This window comes from Maribellus sp. YY47 (assembly GCF_023111095.1).
Lineage (GTDB): Bacteria > Bacteroidota > Bacteroidia > Bacteroidales > Prolixibacteraceae > Draconibacterium.
The window spans coordinates 108,420-127,374 of record NZ_JALGYW010000010.1 but is presented as its reverse complement, the minus strand read 5'-3'; the positions used below and the strand labels follow the sequence as shown (position 1 = coordinate 127,374).

General features: G+C 41.1%; 13 protein-coding genes. 2 read left to right on the top strand and 11 right to left on the bottom strand.

Annotated features, from left to right (window positions below; genetic code table 11):
• Positions 1 to 7 precede the first annotated feature (7 nt).
• The 9 genes from MR764_RS10160 to MR764_RS10120 all read right to left on the bottom strand — a co-directional run bounded on the left by MR764_RS10160 (position 8) and on the right by MR764_RS10120 (position 13,275).
• Positions 8 to 1,330 (bottom strand): DUF4959 domain-containing protein, encoded by a 1,323-nt coding sequence (locus tag MR764_RS10160; protein WP_247979306.1) that lies wholly within the window; start codon positions 1,328 to 1,330, stop codon positions 8 to 10.
• A 37-nt stretch (positions 1,331 to 1,367) separates the two neighbouring features.
• Positions 1,368 to 3,362 carry a RagB/SusD family nutrient uptake outer membrane protein gene (locus tag MR764_RS10155; protein ID WP_247979305.1) on the bottom strand — a complete coding sequence of 665 codons (1,995 nt, stop codon included), beginning with the start codon at positions 3,360 to 3,362 and terminating at the stop codon, positions 1,368 to 1,370.
• A gap of 15 nt (positions 3,363 to 3,377) precedes the next feature.
• Complete coding sequence (locus tag MR764_RS10150; RefSeq protein ID WP_247979304.1) at positions 3,378 to 6,692, bottom strand: TonB-dependent receptor; 3,315 nt, start codon at positions 6,690 to 6,692, stop codon at positions 3,378 to 3,380.
• Between the two features lie 305 nt (positions 6,693 to 6,997).
• A complete protein-coding gene (locus MR764_RS10145) occupies positions 6,998 to 7,990 on the bottom strand; it encodes a FecR family protein (protein WP_247979303.1) in 993 nt (330 codons plus the stop codon).
• A 94-nt stretch (positions 7,991 to 8,084) separates the two neighbouring features.
• On the bottom strand, positions 8,085 to 8,660 hold the full coding sequence (locus tag MR764_RS10140) for an RNA polymerase sigma-70 factor (RefSeq protein ID WP_247979302.1): 576 nt from the start codon (positions 8,658 to 8,660) through the stop codon (positions 8,085 to 8,087).
• 381 nt (positions 8,661 to 9,041) lie between these two features.
• Entirely contained in the window at positions 9,042 to 10,310 is a 1,269-nt protein-coding gene (locus MR764_RS10135; protein ID WP_247979301.1) for a DUF4861 domain-containing protein, read from the bottom strand.
• A gap of 231 nt (positions 10,311 to 10,541) precedes the next feature.
• Positions 10,542 to 11,807, bottom strand: a complete 1,266-nt coding sequence (locus MR764_RS10130) for an L-rhamnose isomerase (RefSeq protein WP_247979300.1) — start codon at positions 11,805 to 11,807, stop codon at positions 10,542 to 10,544.
• 20 nt (positions 11,808 to 11,827) lie between these two features.
• Positions 11,828 to 12,142 (bottom strand): L-rhamnose mutarotase, encoded by a 315-nt coding sequence (gene rhaM / locus MR764_RS10125; protein WP_247979299.1) that lies wholly within the window; start codon positions 12,140 to 12,142, stop codon positions 11,828 to 11,830.
• A complete protein-coding gene (locus MR764_RS10120; RefSeq protein WP_247979298.1) occupies positions 12,142 to 13,275 on the bottom strand; it encodes an L-rhamnose/proton symporter RhaT in 1,134 nt (377 codons plus the stop codon). The genes rhaM and MR764_RS10120 overlap by 1 nt, the downstream gene beginning before the upstream one ends.
• Positions 13,276 to 13,406: 131 nt before the next feature.
• On the opposite strand from MR764_RS10120, the gene MR764_RS10115 reads away from it, so the two are divergent.
• The gene (locus MR764_RS10115; RefSeq protein WP_247979297.1) at positions 13,407 to 14,288 is read left to right on the top strand and encodes an AraC family transcriptional regulator; all 882 of its coding nucleotides are present in this window, start codon (positions 13,407 to 13,409) and stop codon (positions 14,286 to 14,288) included.
• Between the two features lie 191 nt (positions 14,289 to 14,479).
• Here the strand turns inward: MR764_RS10115 and MR764_RS10110 are convergent, their stop codons facing one another.
• Together MR764_RS10110 and MR764_RS10105 are read right to left on the bottom strand one after the other, a co-directional pair.
• Complete coding sequence (locus MR764_RS10110) at positions 14,480 to 14,671, bottom strand: hypothetical protein (RefSeq protein WP_247979296.1); 192 nt, start codon at positions 14,669 to 14,671, stop codon at positions 14,480 to 14,482.
• 113 nt (positions 14,672 to 14,784) lie between these two features.
• Entirely contained in the window at positions 14,785 to 16,833 is a 2,049-nt protein-coding gene (locus tag MR764_RS10105) for an alpha-galactosidase (protein WP_247979295.1), read from the bottom strand.
• 400 nt (positions 16,834 to 17,233) lie between these two features.
• Here MR764_RS10105 and MR764_RS10100 point away from each other — a divergent pair, with 400 nt between their 5' ends.
• On the top strand, positions 17,234 to 18,955 hold the full coding sequence (locus MR764_RS10100; protein ID WP_247979294.1) for a hypothetical protein: 1,722 nt from the start codon (positions 17,234 to 17,236) through the stop codon (positions 18,953 to 18,955).

Here is an 18,955-nt window from a genome sequence, read left to right as displayed (position 1 = left end):
AAGTAAGTTAATAACCTTCAGCCTTTCTTCCGTAAAGAGTGATTTCAGATAAACAGTTTGCATTGAGCGACTCATAGTTATCATTAAAACCAGCAATAGCTTCGTAGCGGAACCAGCGTGTTGGTTTGGTGAATTTTGGAGCCTCGGGATACATATAGGCCATGTCGCCCTGCCGACCCAATATTCTGTATTGACGATCAGGCAAATCGACCGGGAAAGTGATTTTATTCGTAGTAATAGAGTCCCACTGTTGTGTGTCTTCATCCCAACGCCACATTGCATAAATTCCAACATTCTCTGCCCTGTAATAGTCTTCGCGCCCACTGTACTCGGTAGCACCGGTGTGCCTGTACCTTTGGTGTGTAACAATACGGCTCAACTCGTAATAGTCGCCTAAATCTATTATGTAATTCCAGGGCATATTACCGTCTCTTGAATTGCCGGTTCGTCCCCATCCGTAGGTATGGGTAAAATTGACAAAAGTACCGTCGCTTATTATATCGTCAATTACCATATAATCACGCCCTTCCAGTCCGTTGAAAAATCCCATTGGAACTCCAGTATTAACGACTTCACCGTTTCTGTTGACTATTGTAGAATCATTCGTCCCGGGGATTTGCCACGCATCTTTGGGGATCTTTTCATCGCCCAGCAAAGCTAAGGTTCCAATTTCCAGGGTATTGCTTGTATTCCCAAATTCATCCTCTACCCGGACTGTTACATTAACCGGTGTTGACTCTGAAAGTCCGGGATCGCGGATAAATCTGCGCTCTTCGGCTTCACGAGAGGTATAGATTACATGATTTTCCACCAATTGATTCTCTGCGTTTTTATAAGAGTAATCAAGGAAAATATTCATACTCTGCATTAACCCATTTTCCCAGTTTATATAAAAAGAACTAAATCCCGCAATGCAATATATTGTACTGGCCACTTGCTGAACTGCCGGCTCTAAAGGTTCAACTGTAACTGGTATCTTCTCAGATTGATTACCTGCCCGGTCTACTGCAAACAATTGAATTGTATACGGTTTTTCTGTATCAAATCCGTAAACATCTATATAGTCCTCAAAATAAGATACAGAAAACCACATCTCTTTCCCTTTTGAACTCAAATAAGTAGCATCAATAGAAAGAAGATCTTTATCTACTGGCTTATTATAGTAAATTCGTGCCCCTCCGTAAGTCGGTTTATACCTCAGAAACTCCGGGGCAGATGGAGGAGTATCGTCACTATATCCAAGTTCGAAACGTTCATTTTCTTTACAGGCAGCGAAACTTATTAGAAGAGCTACCAAGAATCCTATGTATATTTTTATTGTTTTTTGCATGAGATGATTCATTTATGCTTTTTAACTCTTTTAACGATTACCATCCGGGATTTTGAATAAGGTTAGCATTGGTATTCATTTCATTCAAAGAAAGTGGCCATAAATAATTTCGGTTAAGAAATTGACGGCGCTGCTTGACCTCTAAACGGAAAAAATTCTGCTGACCATAAGCATTTCCTGTCCATCCCGTAACCGGGGTATTAAATTCAGCGGTTGCTTTTTTGTAGCGAACTACATCCCAATAACGGCTTCCTTCAAAGGCAAATTCAATACTACGCTCTCTTAATATAATCTCCCTTAACCCATCTTTATCCTGATGCCAATTTAGATACAAACTATTACACAAGTTAGGATTAGACCAAACGTCCTCAACATTGGGAATCCCTGCGCGCTGGCGGATCTTGTTTATTTCATCATAAACTTCCTGCCCCGGGCCGTTCAGCTCGTTAAGTATTTCTGCCTTCATCAGGTAAAGATCGGCCATACGGATAATCGGATACGGGAAATGTATCTGACGAATCCAACTTCCTGATTTTGACTCGGGATGTACAAATTTCTGAACACCAACGCCTGTCCACATAAAATCTGTCGCACTAACGCTAGGATCATATCCACCGGGGGTACCGCCATACATTTCTGTATCAATCCGGTATTGATGTCCGCGCCAATAGCCTCCTGTTATTCCTAAATTGGCATAAAAACGAGGTTCGCGGTTTAAATACATACTCACTGTCATAAAATCGGGCTGCAGAATTCCACGAAGTGGTTCATATTCCGAAGAATCTTGTGATGGAGTAGATACAAGGCGATACATATTGTTTTTATCAAAAGTCTTATCGACTTCGATGGGCAGACCATTTTTAGAATAATACCTATTTACCATCTGAAAAGTTGCTCCGGCCCAGTTCCACGAATTACCAGTAGTTTCCTGTACTCCATTTGTAAAAGTGCGGGGTAACCGAATGTTACTTGCATCCTGAATGGTTCCACTCTGCCCGGTTCGGTAGGTGCGCCCCCAGATACATTCTTTATTCCATGGATCAACAATCAACAGCCTAAGCGAGTATAAACGTTTCATCGCCTCAGTGTTGTTTTTCCAATCTTCCATATCAAACTTATATGGCTGTTCTTCATATTCGTATAATCCGAATCCTTCTGTTTCACAATTATTTATTGCTTCATTTACAGCAACCAATGCGTCTTTCCATTTTTGTGTCCATACTTGTGATCCCTCCTCATCCATCGGAAAGTATGGTTCTCCATCATGATCATAAAAGTCGCCATATAAATCTTTATTGCCATTGAACAAAGGACTTGCTCTAAAAAGTAAGACACGTGCCTTAATAGCTTTCGCAATAGATTGATTGATCATCCCCAGCTCATCTTCCATCGTTTCGTCATCCAGGTTGGGAATAGCTTCATCGATTAATTCAAGAACATAATCAAAGCAATCATCGATTTTTGAGCGGTTGACAAATAATTCTTCAGAACCAGCATTGGGCTGCACGTTCTCTTTTATCAAAGTAATTGGCCCGTAATGCTGAATCAAGATAAAATGGTAATAAGCTTTCAGAAACTTTACCTGCGCAATCCATTGAGCCCTCTCATCATCCGAAAGATCTTTTACTAAATGAATATATTCCAGAAAAGTGTTGGCCGATCGAATCACCTCATACAAGTCTGTTGCATAATTAGAACCTTGCCAATAGCCAAGTAACACACTTGTAGTATTTTGGTTTCCTTCCATAATACGTGTTCCGACTAAGCCACTCTGTGCTTTTGTGGCGTCACGTTGCCCGAGCCAGTCGTCTCCCAACAGCCACTCTGTATTGTGAATTAAATGATTATTGGGAATACCTGCATAAACATTACTTAAAGCATTGTAAGCTTTTTCCTTATTTGCAAAATAGTCTTCCAGTGTAATCGTATTGTCTGGCACAATATCCAGGAAATCGCTACACGAAGAGAAGAAAAGTAAAACGATTGCAGTAATTACGTATCTTCTAATATTTTTAATAAATGCGTACATCATTTTTGTTTATTTTGGTTAGAAGTTTAATTGTAATCCGACATTAAACCGTCGGTTAATCGGATAAGCTAATCCATTTCCACCCATCTCAGGATCCCAAAGTTTAAAGGCACTAATGGTAAATATATTTTCTCCGCTTAAGTAAAGGCGAAGGCTCTCCATCCCCAACCGTTTGGCAACTGGCAGGTTATACCCTAATTCCACTGTTTTAAGACGTATGAAGCTCCCCTCTCTTAACCACCAGGATGACTGTTGAATATTATTATTCACTTGATAGGTAGCCAATCGTGGCCAAAAAGCATGTACATCGGGATTGGTTTCGCTCCATGAATCACGAGCGATAATCTCCGGTGCGTTCCGACGGTTAACAAAAGGAGCAATACCCCCTGGATTTATATAAAATGAAACTCTGGCATTCCCCTGAAAGAAGAATGAAAAGTCGAAATTTTTATACCCCGCTGACATACCGAAACCATACTGAATCTCCGGAACCGTAGGATAGCCCATAGGAACACGGTCATTGTTGTTTATGACACCATCGTTGTTCACATCCAGATATTTTATATCTCCTCTCATGTACGACCCAAATTCCTGCCGCGGAGAATTGTCTATTTCTGCCTGGTCAACAAAAAGTCTTTCGGCTATCAAACCCCAGGTTTGGTTAATCGGATGCCCAATTGCACTTAAATATTCATCTCTGTAATTTTTCTCGTCTTTCTCCAGGTATTTATTGGTAGCATAAGTAAAGTTTGCTCTCGACATTAGCCAAAAATGGGAACCAAAAGAATATTTAAAGTCTAATGAGCCATCGATACCTTTTGACAATACTTTTCCAACATTCCCATGTATAGAAGTCTGGAAACCTGCAGTTTCAGGAAAATTCTCACGTACCATGTAAATATTATTACGATGGTCTTCGAATAAATCAACCTGAAGTTTCAATGCTTCATCTTTAAATAATCCCAATTCTAATCCGAGATTATATTTGTCAGCCACCTCCCACGAAATATCGGGATTGGCATAACGCGCAAACTGAAAACCGGAATAGGATTGGCTAAATATTCTTCCCCACTGATATTCACCTCCACCACTTTCGAGTCGCGATAAATAAAAGAAGCGGCCTTCACGATTTGCAATGGCATCGTTACCTACTTTACCGTAAGTAAACTTCACTTTCAACAAACTAACAATATTCTGCAAGCCTGCTCCCCAAAATGCTTCGTTCGATGGAATCCAGCTTACCCCGTATGATGGGAAAAAACCAAAGCGCTTTTTGCCATAGAATTTTTCCGATCCGTTATATCCATAGGCATATTCAAGAAAATAACGTTTATCGTAATTGTAGGAAAAACGTCCTGAATTTCCCAGGTTTCGTTCTGGCAAAGTATAATAAATGGTACCTCCCTGTCCGTCGGTCAGAATTTTTTCTTCTTTAATTCCAACGGTCATTAACGATAAAGTATGCTTGTCCCAGGTTTTATCCCAGTTCAATCTGCCTTCGAAATAAAAATGGGTATTCCCGTCCCTACTCGCTTCCGTATCACCTAAGTAGGGAATGTTATTTGGGGTCAGATTATACAGAGCATAATCTTCAGTAAAAGGGTCATATTGTTCCAATGCATAATAAACCGGAGAATATCTTCTGGCTCCCGAATTGTAATTCCAGGTATTGGCTGAGGCTTTCACCTGCAATTTTAAATCAGGGGTAATAAAATCCAGGTCTTGCATTAAAGTCGCCTGCACTGAAATAGTACTTTGGTTGTTCTCTCGGTAACCACGAACCATCTCTGCAAAAGGGTTCGTTTTCATTGGATCGGCATTACCAAAAAGAGTCCATCGAGTCGATTGATTACGCTCATCAGGCTCCCAAACCGCAGGGAAATCAACAGGGTTGCTATCCATTACCTGGTTAAAGATGGAACTGGCACTGGTATAAGGTCCATTATATTTTTCAAAACGACCGTAAATTCGTGTGTCTAATTTGGTTGTTGGACCTAAGTTAAAACTCACATTACTACGTAAATGAACGCGAACAATGTTAATATTACTATTGAAATTGTTAAGATTATCCTGGTTGTCGATTTTCAACAATCCTGTTTCGTTGTCAATGCCTCCTGCCACATAATAATGCGCCGATTTTCCTCCTCCAGATAGATTTATATTGGCCTTCTTGTTCGTAGTACCATTCTTAAACAACATATCATACCAATCCACATTAGGATAAATCATCGGATTATCCCCACGTTCTGTCGCCCTGATTTTCTCTTCACTATACCATGGTGGAGTAGGAATTTCATCTACTTCATGTGTCATATCGTCGTAACGAGAAACCAGGGCCTGATTGTAAAGGCGCATATATTCCACTCCATCAAGCAGATCAAGCATTTTGGTAGGTGTTGCAACATTAAAGTCAACACGAGCAGAGATCTTAACTTTCCCTTCTGATCCGCTTTTTGTACTTACAACAATGATCCCGTTTGCTCCACGTGCACCATAAAGTACCGTGGCCGATGCATCTTTTAATACCGAGAAACTTTCGATGTCATCCGGTTGAATGCGAGCTAAGTCATCAGTACTTGCCTCAAATCCATCGATAAGAATAAGAGGATCTGTTTTGTATCCGAAGGTAGTAACACCACGCACAAAAAACTGGGCATTATCGGCTCCTGGTTCGCCTGTTGACTGATATGAAATAATTCCCGGGATTTTCCCTGCAAAAGCGGTGGTAAGATTCGATGAAGAAATTTTCAGATCCGATGCCTTAACAGTTTCAATTGATGCAATTACACTTTCCTTTCGTTGTTTACCAAAAGCAACTACGGTTACATCATCCAGTTCTTCGGTCTTATCTTGCATTTTAACATTGATGGTAACCTGATTGCCGACTTCTATCTCCTGGCTTTCCATCCCAATAAATGAAAAAACTAATTTATCGGATGATTTAGCATCGATAGTATATGACCCATCGTTGTCTGTTATCACGCCTCGCGTAGTCCCCACAACTGTGATTGTTACACCAGGCAAAGGAAGCCCGTCAACGTCTGATACTATTCCTGATACTTTTTTTACTTGCTGCCCGTACTGATTAACGTTATTTCCTGCATTTGTGCGAGTCTCAGTTAGAACGATTACATGATCATCAATTTTATAGATGATTCCTGATTCGTGAAACAACTCGTCTAATACACTTGCAATTGCTTTGTTTTCACAATTAATACTTCTTTTTTGATTAACATTCACTACGGTTGCATCGTACATAAAATAATAGTCAGACAAATCTTCTATTTTGTTAAGAATAGTTACGATCGCCTCATCCTTCAAGCTTAAGCTCAATCGAGCACTTTGAGCATAACTGTCAAAAGCAAAAGCTTGTGTTATACTTACGAAAAGTAAAAACAAAACAATCCTCATAATCCTCAGTGCTTTTGAATTCATTGTTTCGTATAACTCAGAAACCGTTATACAACATTTTTTTTTCATAAATTTGTTTTGATTTGATTAATGTTCAAATTGATTTTTGCCTCCAGGTCCTAACAGTGAGGCATAAAAATTTTAGAAGGGAGATGTTGCAGCATCTCCTTTTTTTAGATCAATTAGTTGTTCATTAGCATATGTTTAATTTATTTAGTTTTAGTTATTTATTTCTTCGTTATAATGACTATGGGTATTTCTTCGGGGGCAGTGTTATTCATAACTTCGCAGTGCACAGGGCAAGAATATTCTATCAACTTAAAGATTCGTGAATAGTCTTTATTAATGACAGTCCCTGTAAAAATAGAATTATACACTTCGGGGTCTTTTACTATAATTTTGATATTATACCATCTTTCCAGCTCTTTTATAACAAGTTCCATCGGATCATTTCGAAAGATTAGTTTACCATCTTTCCAAGAGATATACTTTTGAATATCGGCATCATTTATGCTAATGCTTTTGTTTTTTTCATCATAATCCGCTATTTCACCCGGTTTTAGTATGTAATTGGTATTATTATGATTTAACTCAACACTACCTGATTCAAGTACAACAAATATCTTTTTATTCTCAGGATAGTTGTTCACATCAAATGTCGTTCCCAACACGGTAACCTTAATTTCGTCGCATTGAACCACAAATGGTTTGCTCTCATTTCTTTTTACCTGGAAAAAACCCTGACCTTTTAAAATAATACTCCTTCTATCTTTCTGTGAATAATTATAAGACAGAGTTGTACCTGAATTTAACCAAACTATTGAACTATCGGGTAAAACGACCTTAGTTCTTTGGCCGTTTTCAGTAATTACTGAAGTATATTGATTATTGTTTATTTTTCCCTGGGATGTAAGGATAATGATGAATCCCAAAATAACAAGAAAAACAGCTGCATAGGGTAATAGCTTTATTACTCTATTGCGAAATTGTAACGTTTTACGATTAAGTATACCATTTTTGATATTCATCAGCATTTTAGCTGATTCAATAGATGCTGGATTATCGTCCCATTCAAAAGATTTCCAATTCTCATTTAAAGTTTCAGTGATTTCCCAAGTTCCTTTCTCACTGTTAAGCCATTGGAACAGGCTCTTCAAATCATCGTCACTATACGATTTGCTGAAGAATCTTCTAATTACATTTATTTTCTTTTGATTCATTTAATGCCTGTTTATATGTAATACACATAAAAACACATTTACTATTACTCATGATCAAAAAAAATTTGCTTTGTCCCGAAGAAACTACCTGTATTTAACCCAGAAATAGAATTAGAAGAAAAAGACTGTATTTCTTCAACTCGCCTTTTATGTGAATATTAGCTTTTGTCAATTGACCATCGACTGTTATAATTGAAATTCCCAATTTATCCGCAATCTCCTTTCTTGAAAGCCCTTCAATTCTTCGCAGAAGAAATATTTCTTTTCGTTTTGGAGGCATTTTTTCAATAATGTGATCTATGATATCTCTTGTTTCCTGATAGATAACATAGTCGTCAGTTTTTAATGTAGAAGCTTCTTCCAAAAAATCAAGATGATTCTCAAAAATTCGACCATTAACTCTTTTTCTGGTCAAATTTAAAAATGAGTTTTTTGCAATTGTGAAAAGAAAAGAATCAAAAGAATAACCTTCTATGAAGTTTTCCCGTTTCTCCCAAATTTTGACAAAGGTATCCTGAACTATTTCTTCAGCATCTTCTTTTGATCGCAACAACTGGAAAAGAAAACTATATAACTTCTTATGATATCTTTGAAACAGCTCTTCAAAGGCATTTGTGTCACCCTTTTTCAGAGCCCTTATTAGTTCTATTTCTCCTTCATTCTGATCCAATTAATTAGGTTTTAGGTTTAATTGAAAGTCACAAAAGTATAATATTTCTGTATTTAAACTTCCAGTCTTTTTTTAAACTTAACTCAAAATATGACAACTTAATATAGTCATACGCATTTCAATGGTTTCTATAGATATTCCATATCATGCATTTTATTTAATCACTCTTCTTGAGTTTTTTCGATAAAAAAGTGCTTTATCAACAGATAAAAAGTAACGAAAGTGGCACTTTCATCGTTTCGAAACACCTCCATATCATTTCGTTTTATTATTCTTTTTTCTAAGATATCTTTTCAAATTACGTATCAAAAAAAAAAATCTGTTAGCCAATTTCATACTGATCATCGACTAACAGACTCCTTCAAAAAGAATGTGATTTACCTATAACTGGACCTCAATCGGAGATGACAAGCTTTTTGCCTCTTCTTTTAAATATGCTTTGAAGCCTTCCTCGGTTTTCCATTGCTCCTTATCCAAGCCCCAAACGGCCGCAAAGTAATGCCGGGCGGGTTGGTTGTTTTCAGCTTTCTGTGCAATGTAATAGGTTTCCGAAATAATATTACTAAAACCCTTTTCAACTACCGTCTGATAGCCCAGCTTAAAGAAATCAATATCGGTAGTGCGGCCAATTTTTCCTGCTTCAGCTTTGGGAACCAGCACGGCCATTCCCAGTTCATCGTTATTCAGCGACTGCACATCGTGGGTTCCGATGCATTGAAAATCGTCGGCCTGAAATTCGAAAGGCTCACGTTTTAGCAGGCTGGTTACCATACCGGTTACCACTTCGGCTCCTTCGGGAAGTCCTTTTACAGTCACTTCCGATTGAAACCAGTATTTGCCCGGATAAATTGAAATTCGTTCAACTGCTTCCAGGTTCTCGCCGTCAACATGCCAGCCTTTGTAAATGAGGTCGAAAACCGAACGAACCGGTCCTTCTGTAATTTTCTGATATTCATAATTGTCGGTTGAACCAAGCCGATACAACGAATCGTTTTTCATTAAGGCAATACCACCCGAACCCAACGAACTACCGCAATGCAGTACATCCATTCCCCAGTCGTTCAGTTTGTGATAATCCTTAATTTCCGGTGTATGAATCTTATCGATGATCATTCCGGGCTTTAACTTGCCAAACAGATCTTTTACGTTGCGGCAGTCAAAATAAACCCTGAATGCTATTTTATCGTTTTCCCAGCTGACACTTTCGCCCTGTGCAATAATTTTAAAAGGCTCGGTGTACGGTATGGCAGTGTAATGATCAAATTCCTTGTACGAACCATCTTGCTGATGAATACCCAGACGAACATTGGTACGTTTTTCAAAGGAGGGATATTCGGCTTCGGGCACCATTTCAAGCACAGCTTTTTTCTCCTCGTTGGCTTTAAAACTGAGAAGTACCGCTATTTCGTCCCATTGCCCGTCACCGTTCATATCATCCACCTGAGAAGGAAGTGTTTCTTCTCCCACTCTGAATATCGGCAAAAATCCTTCTTTGATTTCGACTTTTTCAGCCACCTGCTCACGTGTCAGAATCACCACTTCATCCGAACGATCTTCCGGAATAGAATTTTTAAACGAAACATAATGCTCCTGTTTACATGCAAAAAGGGCAACAACAGCAATTAATACTACACTTGCTTTAGTCTTCATATTGATTTAAGTTAATTGGTCTTAAAAAGCTACACGGAGTTCAAAGGTAATATTCTCGTTGATTAATACTTATGTTCTATAAATGTATTTACAAAACCTGCTTACAAAAGTTAAGTAACACATTTCTTTTCCCGTGAAAACTCCATCAAACATTCAGCGAATAAAAGCTCGTCAAATTGTCACAAAAAAAGGGGACTTTCGCCCCCTTTTCGCACAAAAATAAAACGTCAATTATCTATACATTAAAACCTCATTTTCATATTTCTGAATTTCAGCAATGTAGTCGGCGCCAACCGGAACATTCTCCTGCAAACAGTAGTAATCCCAAACAGCGCTGAAAGGCATTGTTTTTAATTCTTCCAGCATTGCTAAACGTTCGAAATATTTCCCCCCTGTTTCCAGTTCAATCAAGTCTTTTGTCGGCTCAAGTGCAGCAATCAGAAATGCTTTTTGAGCAGCGCGAGTACCGGTTACGTAAGCACCAATACGGTTGATTGAGGCATCGAAGAAATCAAGACCAACGTTTACACGACCCATAAAATCGTTACGAACAATTTCAGATGCAATTAACTGGATCTCCTCGTTAAGCGTAACAACATGGTCGGAGTCCCAACGTATAGGACGCGTTACATGCAATAACAATTCGTCAACGTATTGAAGAACGGCTGAAATTTTATCTCCTGCAATTTCTGTTGGATGGTAGTGGCCATTGTCAATACACACAAGAATATTGTTTTTAACCGCATAGCCAACATAGAATTCATTTGAACCAACTGTCATCGATTCAAGACCAATACCGAAAGTTTTACTTTCAACAGCATCTTTCATGTATTCTTTCGGGTACTTTGTCGCCATACCTTCATCCAGCGACTTTTGCAACAATGTGCGGTATCCGTTTCTGTCGATCGGAGTATCTTTTGACCCATCCGGAACCCAGGTATTATGCACGCAAGGAGTTCCCAACTGCTTTCCGGCTTCTGCAGAAATGGCCCGGCACCGTTTCAGGTGTTCCACCCAAAACTGACGGATTTCTTCATTTTTGCTTGACAGCGTAAATCCTTCGGCTGCTTTTGGATGGGCGAAGAACGATCCGTTAAAATCCATTCCAATTCCCAGTCCTTTACACCAGTCGATCCAGCCCTGAAAATGTTTTAATTCGATCTGGTCGCGGTCAACAAATTCGCCCTGAAACTCGCCATAAATTGCGTGTAAGTTTACCCGCTGTTTTCCGGGAAGCATCGACATTACTTTTTCCAAATCCTGGCGAACATCTGCCACTGATTTTGCCTTGCCCGGATAGTTACCGGTAGTTTGTATACCACCAGAAAGTGTTGCATCAGGCGTTTCAAACCCACCCACATCATCGGTTTGCCAACAGTGCAGCGAAATGGTTAATTCGCTCATTTTTTTCAACGCAGCTTCAGTATCTACCCCAATTGCAGCATATCTTTCCTTTGCCAGTTCGTAGGCTTTTTTGATGCTATCAGTATTGCTCATTTTATTAATATTTTTTTGATTTATTCCATGTAAAATACTTCCGGTAACTCCACCGACACCGGCGAATTATCTTCGTTTGTCTTCATAATATCGCTCATAAATTTCCACCAGCGCTGAACGATTTCGTTTTGCCCCAGATCCTGCGATCCGCCATCACCGGCAACCTTTTGAAACGCAAACAAGGTGTTGGTTTCTTCATCCAGAAAGATGGAATATTCACTCACCCCTGAATCTTTCAGCAGTTTCTTCAATTCGGGCCAAATCTCATTGTGTCTTTTCTGATACGCTTCCTTTTGCCCTTCGTTGAGATACATTTTAAATGCCACTCGCTTCATTATCCCAGCGCATTTAATTCAGGATACAACCATTTTGCAACACCGATTACAATTACCGATAAAAGAATGGTTCCGATTCCAATAAGAATGGTCCAGTAAGTCTTTTTTGAAACTCCTTTCCATTCCTTGCGCCAAAATCCCCAGAGGTTGGCGGTCAGAATTATAGTTGCCATGTGTAGCGTCCAGGAACTGGCTCCGTTACCAATTTTTGTTTCGCCCATTCCATAGAAGAAGAACTGCAAAAACCAGGTAGTTCCAGCGAGTGCACAAAACAAATAGTTGCTAATCAGCGGCGCTTTTTTATCGACAAAATCGCCGCCTGTTTTATTTTTGAAAATCAAGGCAATAGACCAGATCAGGTTAGTAGTTAAACCTCCCCAAAGAATCACAAAGAAGATGATATTATTTTCAAAAAGATAGGTTACAGCTCCACCATTGTCTCCGGCTGCAAGAAAAGGATAACTGGCCTGAACCGCCAAATCCCTGGCAGCGACACCCATTTCTTTTCCGGCGTCAATCCCGAAACTAAAGAAGGCACTCAACACGCCAGACACAATAGCGATAAAAAGCCCAAACGCCAGTTTAAACTCAGTGTTTACTCCCTCTTTATGTCCTTTTAAATCTTTATCCTTCATGATGCCGGCACGACCGCTAAGAATGATCCCCACCAACAAAATGGCAATACCAAGTAAGACGATTCTACCTCCCGGGCTGTTAAACAGATCTGTAAAGGAAAGTCCATTGGGCAGCAATTCGGCTACTCCCGGAATATTCCGTAAGATGGGTAAGCCCAGCGAACCAACTACCGAAGTAATCCCCAGCAATACTGAGTTTCCCAGCGACATTCCAAGGTATCGAATAGCCAATCCGTAGGTTAACCCACCGATTCCCCACAATAGACCCATGATGTAAGTATTGCGAATAACGGTTCCGTCAGCAGCCTGCAAAATTCCCTGCCAGTTTGGGATGGTAATTAAAACGGCAATAAAAGGCATAATCAGCCACGAGAAAAGACCACCGGTAATCCAGTAAATTTCCCAACGCCATTTCTTCACCCAATCGTACGGCATATACCAACTGCCTGAAGACATACCTCCAAGGGAATGAAAAATAATACCTAAAAGTGCTTGCATAATGATTTGATTAATTTGTAGTTATTTTTTATTGATTCGTTAGCGTTTTAGTTCTAACAAAAATATATGCCGGAAGAATTTCTATCAATACAGAAAATGAGCTTATATTTATATTTTTTGGCACTAAATCAATGAAACGGCAATTTAAATATTTAACGACCAGCGACGAGGATCTTTCCTGGGGAATTCATTTAAGCGTGGCAGGTTCTGCCAGCATTAAACCCAACACATTATACCCACCGGCAGCACACCCATCAGAATACACTTTCTCGTGGGAAGGAGGACGTGTACTGCATGAGTATCAGCTCAATTACATTTCGGAAGGAGGCGGTATATTTGAAAACCGCTATGGTCGGTTTCCGGTTAAAGAAGGTTCGCTGCTTGTGATACTTCCGAACGAATGGCACCGGTATAAACCCTTAAGCAAAACAGGATGGACCGAAAATTATGTGGGGTTCAAAGGCCAGATCGCCGACCACTTTTTGTCAAATCCAGTTTTTAACAGCCGGCAACCGGTCTTGCAACTGGGCATTAAAGAGGAAATTATTGACACCCATTTAAAAATAATGGACTTTGTGCGCAAAGAGCAACCCGGATATCAGCAAATTGCTTCCGGAATGGTGGTCAAACTACTGGGCTACATCATTTCCTTTGAGAAGCAGAAAGGATTCTCAGGAAAAAGAATTGCCAAGGTAATTGAAGAAGTTCGTTTTGCGATGCGCCAGAACATCAACAGCGAGATTAACCTGGAAGAGCTGGCAGAACAGCAAAATGTTGGATACTCCTACTTTCGGAAGATGTTTAAAAAATACACCGGGGTTTCTCCGGGTCAGTATCATTTGCAACTTAGGGTGATGCGGGCCAAAGAACTCCTGGTTACCACCAACAAAAGCATCAAGGAAATCAGTTTGGAACTGGGTTTTCAAACCATCCATTATTTCAGCCTTATCTTTAAGAAAAAAGTGGGAATGAATCCTTCTGAGTTCAGAAAAAGAATTGGAGGGAACCAATAAGAAGAGCGTTGTCGGGATGGGAATGTTTGTCAGAAACCACTATCCAAATCAACGCCCATTTCAGAAAATTGGGCTGCAGCATGTAAAAAATGGGCCGTAATCCAAAATACTGTCCAGTCTACTGAATAGCCTCCTCTCAATTTATAAACGTTGTTCATATTGCCGCGTTGTGCAAAGTTGGTCTGCTTAAATTATTCTCCCTGCGAGCCGGAAGGATCGATCATTTGTCTGCAACTGCGGTACATTACCGCTTCAAGACGTTTCGGGTATTTCTTGTTCTTGTTACATTCAGAAGCCACCACAAAACCCTGAAATGCTCTCCAGTCTTCATTTTTACCTTCGCAGGTGGCATCCAATGTTCCTTCCCAATAGGGCTCTTCCATAGCAACATGGTACAGTTCTGCAATCAGCCAAACAGGTTTCTCTCCTTCGCCATCAACCGATCCGGCCTCCGTTTAAAGTCTTTGTTTCATTTACTGTTACATCAGCAAACGACTTATTTTTTCCGGTACTTCAGCAATATCGATCCGGGCGCTTTACCGATTTCTAGAACGATGCCTTCAGCCAACTCCTTCCCGGTTCTTTCTACCAAGCTTTTGTCGTTGTCGTTATAAACCGAATAAACAGCGTTAGCATCCAGACCCCGCAACTGCACCTCAAGGCTACCAACCGTATTGTCTTTTCTGCGGAACCCCAGCACAATACCAGAGTCGTCGGATGGTTTGTTTAACTGATAGGCCAACCATACATCGTCGCCGGTTAAATCACCAATCCCGGTTAAGGGATAATAATCTTCATAATAATACGGGCGCAATTCCTTAAAAGCGGCCACGCACTGTTGCATCTCCGGAATCGACATATCAGCATTGGTAAGTTTCCAGTTCAAAACCACCGCACTCCCCAAACTCGAACGAAACGAAAACGCATCGGTACGGTTTACTCCGGTTCCGCTTAAGGGTAGAAAGAAGTTCAGCCCGTAGGTGTGACACTGGTAGCCGTTGGGCTCGCCATATTGATAGTCGGTACGCCACAGCGGAGCACTGCGCGAAACCGTTTCCAGATCGAGGCGACGCCCGCCACTGGCGCAGTTGTCGATCAGTAAGTTTGGGAAACGTTTCAGTAAATAATCCCAATAGGCATACAATCCTTCGATGTAGCGGATTTCCTTCAGGCCAGTTCGTCCGGGTTCGTCGTTTGCTGTCCAGAATGCTTCAGGCCGGATATTGAAATCCTGGCGATAATAATCAATGCCGTTCTGCTCGATAAAATCGCCAAAATATTTCATGAGCCATTGGCGGGCTTCTGCATTTCCCAAATCAAAAAGATAATTGTCTTTGTTACTGGCTTCGTAAAGCATCCATTCCGGATGTTTGTTGGCAAATTCGGAATGCACATGCACCCTTTCGGGTTCAAACCACACCATAAATTTTGCGCCCACACGATGTGCTGCGTCCGAAAGTGGTGTTAATCCGTTGGGGAAACGGGTGGAATCGATGGTCCAGTTCCCGGTATTTTCGTACCAGTTTCCTCCTCCGGTGTACCACCCTGCATCGAGCCAAAACACTTCGGGCGTGATGCCAAATTGCTTGTACCGGTTAATCAGCGCACAAGCGTAATCTTCAGTTAAGCACGAATATTCGTTACACGGATACGGATCGCCCCAGTTAAAACCGCCGCACAACGGGTATTCGGCAAACTGTCCGTCGATTTTTCGAACCTTATGAGTCAGCAGGAAGCGCCGGAATTGATTGTGTCCGGTCATCCGGTCTTCGCTTTGCCAGAAAAGCATACAAACCGAGGGCGTACGAATGGTCTCTCCGGGTTGAAGAAAAAGTTTCATATTCGCCATTCCCGCACTTAGCGTAGTTGCTTTATCGATGTTTTGTTCGAGTTCGAAAAACCAGTTGCCACTCCAGCCAATGGCTGTAACGATTCCGGTATGGTCGGGTGTTTCGAGGTTAAAGAAAGGAAAGCCTGACGCATCCGACGAGCGACCGCCGGCCGGCTGAAAACGAAGGGGTTCACCGGTTTTCAAAACAGTTGACAACGGTTGAAAATCTGAACGTTTGGCATCGCTTCCGTTGGTATGATACAGCGTAAATCTACCAGTCGTTTTGGGTTGCACCGTGAAATCGATCACTTTTACCTGCTCCAGCGTGGATGAGTTATTGCCTGAAGTGTTGGTAAAGTTGAGCACCCATTCCACTGTATTAACATCGTTGAAACCAGAGATGTGGCAATCAAGTCTTAATCCACTTTCCGGATCAAGGTACGACACTGTATATTTCACCACGTTGGGTTCCTCACTCACTTCCTGGAGCCAAGAGTATTTCCATTTTTTCAAAAAATCTGCAGAATGTTTGCCTTCATAAACAAACGAAAGCGGAGGTAGCTTTCCTTTGCCAAACGAAGTCTTAATCCACTGGGTAACATCTTCGGGAACCGCCAAACGCTGAATGTTTTGCGCCTGCGAAAAAAAGGAACACATAATAATATAAAGAATCGTGGTAATCATCCACGTAAACGATCGTAGTTGTTTTTTCATTTAGCTTTTGAATGTTTAGTTTTACTTGATTCAGGTCTTCGGTCTAAAATTTTCCGACCACTGCGTTTCTACGACAACGGTCGGTTTTGAGTTCATTAAAATAAACATAATTTCGCTCAATCCTTCTCTTCAATTAAAACTATAACGCTGACAAAAAGCAAAAAAACGAAGAAAACACAACCAAAGCAACCCTAACTCTCTCTGCTTGAGACAAAAGACCATATACGCCTTCTTTAACATCATTATATAATATCGAAAAACAAGATTTCGAAACAAATGTAATTTCGTTACTATACACATTCAACAAACTTCGCCAAGAAAACGATATATAAAAAAAAGATTGTACTTTAACGCGTTCTAAAACATAAACTAAAACCGCTTTCATAACTAAATCATTAAAATGAGCCAAACGAACGAATTTCAGGCACTCGAAAAGCTTCACGAGGAACAACTACCTGTTGCAAAAAATAAACTTCACGGCTGGCAGCACTTTGCCGGTTTGTATGCAGCCGAACACGTTGCCGCAACCGAGTTTGTTATTGGAGCCACCTTTGTGGCGCTTGGCGCCAAAACAATGGATATTATAGTCGGATTACTTATCGGCAACATCCTTGCTGTACTTAGCTGGACGTTTATCACCGCACCTATTGCGGTAGAAACCCGCCTGAGTTTGTATACCTATCTGAATAAAATTGCGGGAAAATACATGTCGAAACTATACGACTGGGCCAATGTGATCATTTTCACGGTGATTTCGGCGGCGATGGTGACGGTTTCGGCAACAGCCGTGCGCTTTGTGTTTGGAATACCCGCACAACTCGACTGGTACCCCACCAACTTCTGGTTTGTACTGGTTGTGGGCATTGTAGGGCTGGTCGTCGTTTCAGTAGCGATATTCGGGTTCAATGCTGTCTCCGAATTCTCCGGAATCTGTGCTCCCTGGCTGTTTACGATGTTCATCAGCGGAGCACTGGTATTGTTGCCGGCACTGTCGCTCGGAGTGCTTGGAAAAACCCTTCCCGGAAGCTGGGCCGAATTCATCCATATGGGTGACCTGTCGGTTTGGACGGGGATCAACAGCAAGGGCGAACCCGGTATCGGGATTCTTGAAGTTGCCGGTTTTGGCTGGGCGGCCAATACCATTACCCACGTTGGATTAATTGATATGGCTTTGCTGCGTTTTGCCAAGAAAAAGATATACGGTCTCGCCACCAGTACCGGGATGATGTTCGGGCATTACATTGCCTGGATATCGGCAGGGATTATGGGTGCCGGCGCTGCTGTGATCCTTGGAAAAACCATCGTTGAACTCGATCCGGGAGATGTGGCGTATTATGCGTTGGGATGGTCGGGCTTTGTGATTGTTATTGTTGCCGGATGGACCACAGCTATCACAAATTTATACCGCGCCGGTTTGGCAGCTCAATCCGTTTTTACCAAACTATCGAGAAAAAGTGCAACGTTTATCGTAGGGATGGCTATGATTGTGATTGCCTTTTTCCCCTTTGTTTTTTCGCAAATTTTGCCGCTGTTAACCTACGCCGGACTTTTAGTGGTGCCGGTTGGTGCGATTGTCTTTGCCGAACATCAGATCTTTCCGCGAATCGGGTACACCCGCTACTGGAGGTCGTACAAACAGCTAGCCAACAGCGTTCCTGCTGTGGTTTCGTGGGGACTTGGCCTTGTGCTTGGCTTCGGGCTCGATATTTTAGGAGTAATGTCGTTTTACTATCTCTTTGTACCGACCTGGATATTTACCATTCTGTTGTATACCTTCCTAGCCGGCAGGTATGGCGCCCGCGGAAAATACCCCGAAGAAGAAGCAAAGGAAATTGCCCGGAATGAACTAATCGAACGCTTCCAGGAACAAAAAGCTCAAACCGAGCCACATCAGATAAAAGATACGACGGTCTTTTCCAAAATACTAAACGGAATTTCAATCGTGGCGCTTGGCGTTACGCTTATTCTGTCCGGAATTGTTTTGTTCGGAAGTTCCAGCGAAACAACCTACATCACGAACCGCGAAACATTTTACCTCTACGGATTTATCTGTACCATCACCTACTTTGTTACCGCTTACTGGGCCATGCAACGGGGAAAATCATTAAAAGCATCAAATTAA

Bases quoted from the DNA above. Each gene is read 5' to 3' on its own strand.
- MR764_RS10100 (WP_247979294.1), top strand. From the start codon at position 17,234: ATGAGCCAAACGAACGAATTTCAGGCACTCGAAAAGCTTCACGAGGAA.
- MR764_RS10135 (WP_247979301.1), bottom strand. From the start codon at position 10,310: ATGAAGACTAAAGCAAGTGTAGTATTAATTGCTGTTGTTGCCCTTTTT.
- MR764_RS10105 (WP_247979295.1), bottom strand. From the start codon at position 16,833: ATGAAAAAACAACTACGATCGTTTACGTGGATGATTACCACGATTCTT.
- MR764_RS10160 (WP_247979306.1), bottom strand. From the start codon at position 1,330: ATGCAAAAAACAATAAAAATATACATAGGATTCTTGGTAGCTCTTCTA.
- MR764_RS10120 (WP_247979298.1), bottom strand. From the start codon at position 13,275: ATGCAAGCACTTTTAGGTATTATTTTTCATTCCCTTGGAGGTATGTCT.
- MR764_RS10155 (WP_247979305.1), bottom strand. From the start codon at position 3,362: ATGATGTACGCATTTATTAAAAATATTAGAAGATACGTAATTACTGCA.
- rhaM (WP_247979299.1), bottom strand. From the start codon at position 12,142: ATGAAGCGAGTGGCATTTAAAATGTATCTCAACGAAGGGCAAAAGGAA.
- MR764_RS10110 (WP_247979296.1), bottom strand. From the start codon at position 14,671: ATGGAAGAGCCCTATTGGGAAGGAACATTGGATGCCACCTGCGAAGGT.
- MR764_RS10115 (WP_247979297.1), top strand. From the start codon at position 13,407: ATGAAACGGCAATTTAAATATTTAACGACCAGCGACGAGGATCTTTCC.
- MR764_RS10130 (WP_247979300.1), bottom strand. From the start codon at position 11,807: ATGAGCAATACTGATAGCATCAAAAAAGCCTACGAACTGGCAAAGGAA.
- MR764_RS10145 (WP_247979303.1), bottom strand. From the start codon at position 7,990: ATGAATCAAAAGAAAATAAATGTAATTAGAAGATTCTTCAGCAAATCG.